Source organism: Cecembia sp. (assembly GCF_007126775.1).
Taxonomy (GTDB): Bacteria; Bacteroidota; Bacteroidia; order Cytophagales; family Cyclobacteriaceae; genus Cecembia.
The window spans coordinates 1-2,612 of record NZ_SLAP01000169.1; the positions used below are offsets into that span (position 1 = coordinate 1).

The 2,612-nt window shown below is 41.6% G+C and carries 4 protein-coding genes; 2 read left to right on the top strand and 2 right to left on the bottom strand.

Features of this window, described 5'->3' with window-relative positions:
• Positions 1-204: 204 nt before the first annotated feature.
• Together QZT73_RS11315 and QZT73_RS11320 are read left to right on the top strand one after the other, a co-directional pair.
• Positions 205-642 carry a hypothetical protein gene (locus QZT73_RS11315; protein ID WP_291778708.1) on the top strand — a complete coding sequence of 146 codons (438 nt, stop codon included), beginning with the start codon at positions 205-207 and terminating at the stop codon, positions 640-642.
• A gap of 67 nt (positions 643-709) precedes the next feature.
• The gene (locus tag QZT73_RS11320; RefSeq protein WP_291778705.1) at positions 710-1,669 is read left to right on the top strand and encodes a sugar phosphate isomerase/epimerase; all 960 of its coding nucleotides are present in this window, start codon (positions 710-712) and stop codon (positions 1,667-1,669) included.
• 4 nt (positions 1,670-1,673) lie between these two features.
• Here the strand turns inward: QZT73_RS11320 and QZT73_RS11325 are convergent, their stop codons facing one another.
• Positions 1,674-1,991, bottom strand: coding sequence for a hypothetical protein (locus QZT73_RS11325; protein WP_291778702.1), 318 nt, complete (start codon positions 1,989-1,991; stop codon positions 1,674-1,676).
• A gap of 19 nt (positions 1,992-2,010) precedes the next feature.
• Positions 2,011-2,612 (bottom strand): lyase family protein (locus tag QZT73_RS11330; RefSeq protein ID WP_291788209.1); only part of this gene is annotated, 602 nt, incomplete at its 5' end.

Below are 2,612 nucleotides of genomic sequence, written 5' to 3' on the forward strand. Positions count from 1 at the left end.
ATCAGGGTTTCTGCTCCTGAAATGGCAGCAGGGGTAATTTCTCCCGCTTTTTTTCCAGCGATAAAACCAATGGAGAGCAATCCCGCCCCGAGGATAAATAATCCCAGCTTTGACTTGTTTTTGAATAGCATCATGTAGTTTTGTATTTGGATAGTGAACCCTAATATTTGATTTTAGTTAAACCACGGAAGATATAAATTTCTTATGAGCGATAAAAACAGCATTACACCAAGCTTTCCCATGCCAATGAGGGGCCTTCTTTTGCTTACAGGAATGTACAATGTCGCTTGGGGGGCATTTTTCAAATATTTTGGAGAGGACTTTTTAAAATGGCTTTCCATGGACAACACTTGGACAGGAGCCATGCAGAGCAATTTGTTTGGCAGTGTGGGTATGGTCTCTGCTTTTTTGGTTTTTCTCAGTGCTTTCTACCCCATAAGTTGGCGGTACCTGACCTGGGCAGGAATCCTTGGCAGTCTGGTGCTGACTGTGTGGTTTTTGATAGGCTTTATCCCCGAACTGGGATGGAATAAAAGGACAATTTTCCAACTGGTATTTAACCAAATTGTTTGGCTTGTACCCCTAACCCTGATCAGTAAAAGGGCTGTAGAAGTGAAAAAATACCTCGAAACTATAAATTAACAATTTTTTCATTGTGTTAATTTCACATATTGTTTATACTGAGGTGTTCAAATTTAACATAAAGGATATGAAAAGACGGCATTTTATGCATCAATTGGGTCTGGCGGGTGCTGGGCTCGGCTTATTACCTCAACTTTCTTTCGCAAAAGCTAGAACAACGAGCGACTTTGGAGTAGCATTGTTTACCTTGCCCAAATCCCTTTCCGAGGATTTTGAAGGGACCTTAAAAATGATAGCTGATTCTGGGTATAAAGAACTGGAGTTTTTTGGGCCCTACGAATTCAGTACTGCTGCGGCGAAAGAAGGTTGGAAAATGGCAGCCAATGCACTAGGTTTTTCCGGCAGCGGATACTTTGGAAACTCTCCAAAGGAGTTAAAAGCCATACTTGATCGTTATGGTTTGTCAGCTCCCTCCATTCATATAGACCTCCCTACCTTGCAGGAGAATATGGAAGCCGTGGCGGAGGCTGCTCATATTGTGGGGCATAAATATGTAGGAATAGCGATGATTCCAGATGAGATGCGCCAGAGCCTGGATGACTACAGAAGAACCATTGATATTTTCAATGAAGTAGGTGGCAATGCCAAAAAGCATGGTCTGACATTTTTTTACCACAATCATGGATATGGTCATGCTCCTATGAACGGCAGTGTTCCATTCCAGATGATTTTAGATCAGACAGATAAGGAGTTGGTCAAAATGCAACTGGATGTTTTTTGGTTTACGGCGGCTAAAGTTGACCCTATTCAAATTCTCGAAGCTAATCCAAACAGGTTTATATCTCTTCATGTGAAGGATATGAGTGAGTTGAAGACTTTTGCGGGAGATGGCGGCAACATGGGGGAATGGATGGGGTTATTCCCTTATTTGGCAGATGCTGGGGAAGGAGTACTCGATCTGGGGAAAATATTGGCAACGGCCAAAAAAACAGGGGTCAAGCATTTCTTTTTGGAGAAAGACCTGACCCCCGAACCAGAAAAAGCTTTAAAAAATAGCTTTTCACACCTTTCCGGGTTGAATATTTGAAATATTACAAAAGGATAATCAAAAGGATAAGGATGACAATCAAAGCCCCAGTGGAGATATAAAGACCACTGCCATTTTGTTTGGCTTCCTTATTCAACTCCTTTAATTCTGCCCTAATATCTTTTTTCTCAGCTCTGCTCATTTCAGAGAAATCCATGGCTTTGATTTCCAATATTCTGGATTCTATTTCCTCAAATCTTTGGATTTCTTCCTCAGTAAAGGAGATTTTTTCTTTAGAAATTTTGTCTTTTGCGAAAATTGGTTGACTTCCGGCAAGTAACATTGAAAATGCAATGGAAATGGTCAAAAATGATTTTTTCATATATATCTAATTTTTGGTTTTACTTCAAACTTCCAATCATATCTTCTGGTTTTACCCATTGATCAAATTGCTCATTGGTTAACAAACCCAGAGCCAAAGCAGCCTCTCGCAAAGATGTACCTTCTTTGTGCGCTTTCTTGGCAATGGCAGCGGCATTTTCATAGCCAATATGCGGATTAAGTGCTGTAACCAACATCAGAGAGTTTTCCAGATGACGTTTGATAAATGGGGTGTTCGGCGCAATACCTACGGCACAATTATCATTGAATGACACGCAAGCATCACCGATTAATCTGGCGGATTGTAGGAAATTGGTAATCATCATGGGTTTGAACACGTTCAGTTCAAAGTGTCCATTGGAACCTCCCACTGAAATAGCCACATCGTTGCCCATTACTTGCGCCGCGACCATGGTGATGGCTTCTACTTGGGTTGGATTGACCTTACCGGGCATAATGGAAGAGCCTGGTTCATTTTCAGGAATCAAGATCTCTCCTATTCCAGATCTAGGTCCAGATGACAACATGCGGATATCATTGGCAATCTTCATCAAACTTACCGCCAATTGCTTCAAAGCCCCATGTGTTTCCACAATCGCATCATGCGCTGCCAAGGCTTCAA

Coding starts and splice junctions, on each gene's coding strand:
- QZT73_RS11315 (WP_291778708.1), top strand. CDS start 205: ATGAGCGATAAAAACAGCATTACACCAAGCTTTCCCATGCCAATGAGG.
- QZT73_RS11325 (WP_291778702.1), bottom strand. CDS start 1,991: ATGAAAAAATCATTTTTGACCATTTCCATTGCATTTTCAATGTTACTT.
- QZT73_RS11320 (WP_291778705.1), top strand. CDS start 710: ATGAAAAGACGGCATTTTATGCATCAATTGGGTCTGGCGGGTGCTGGG.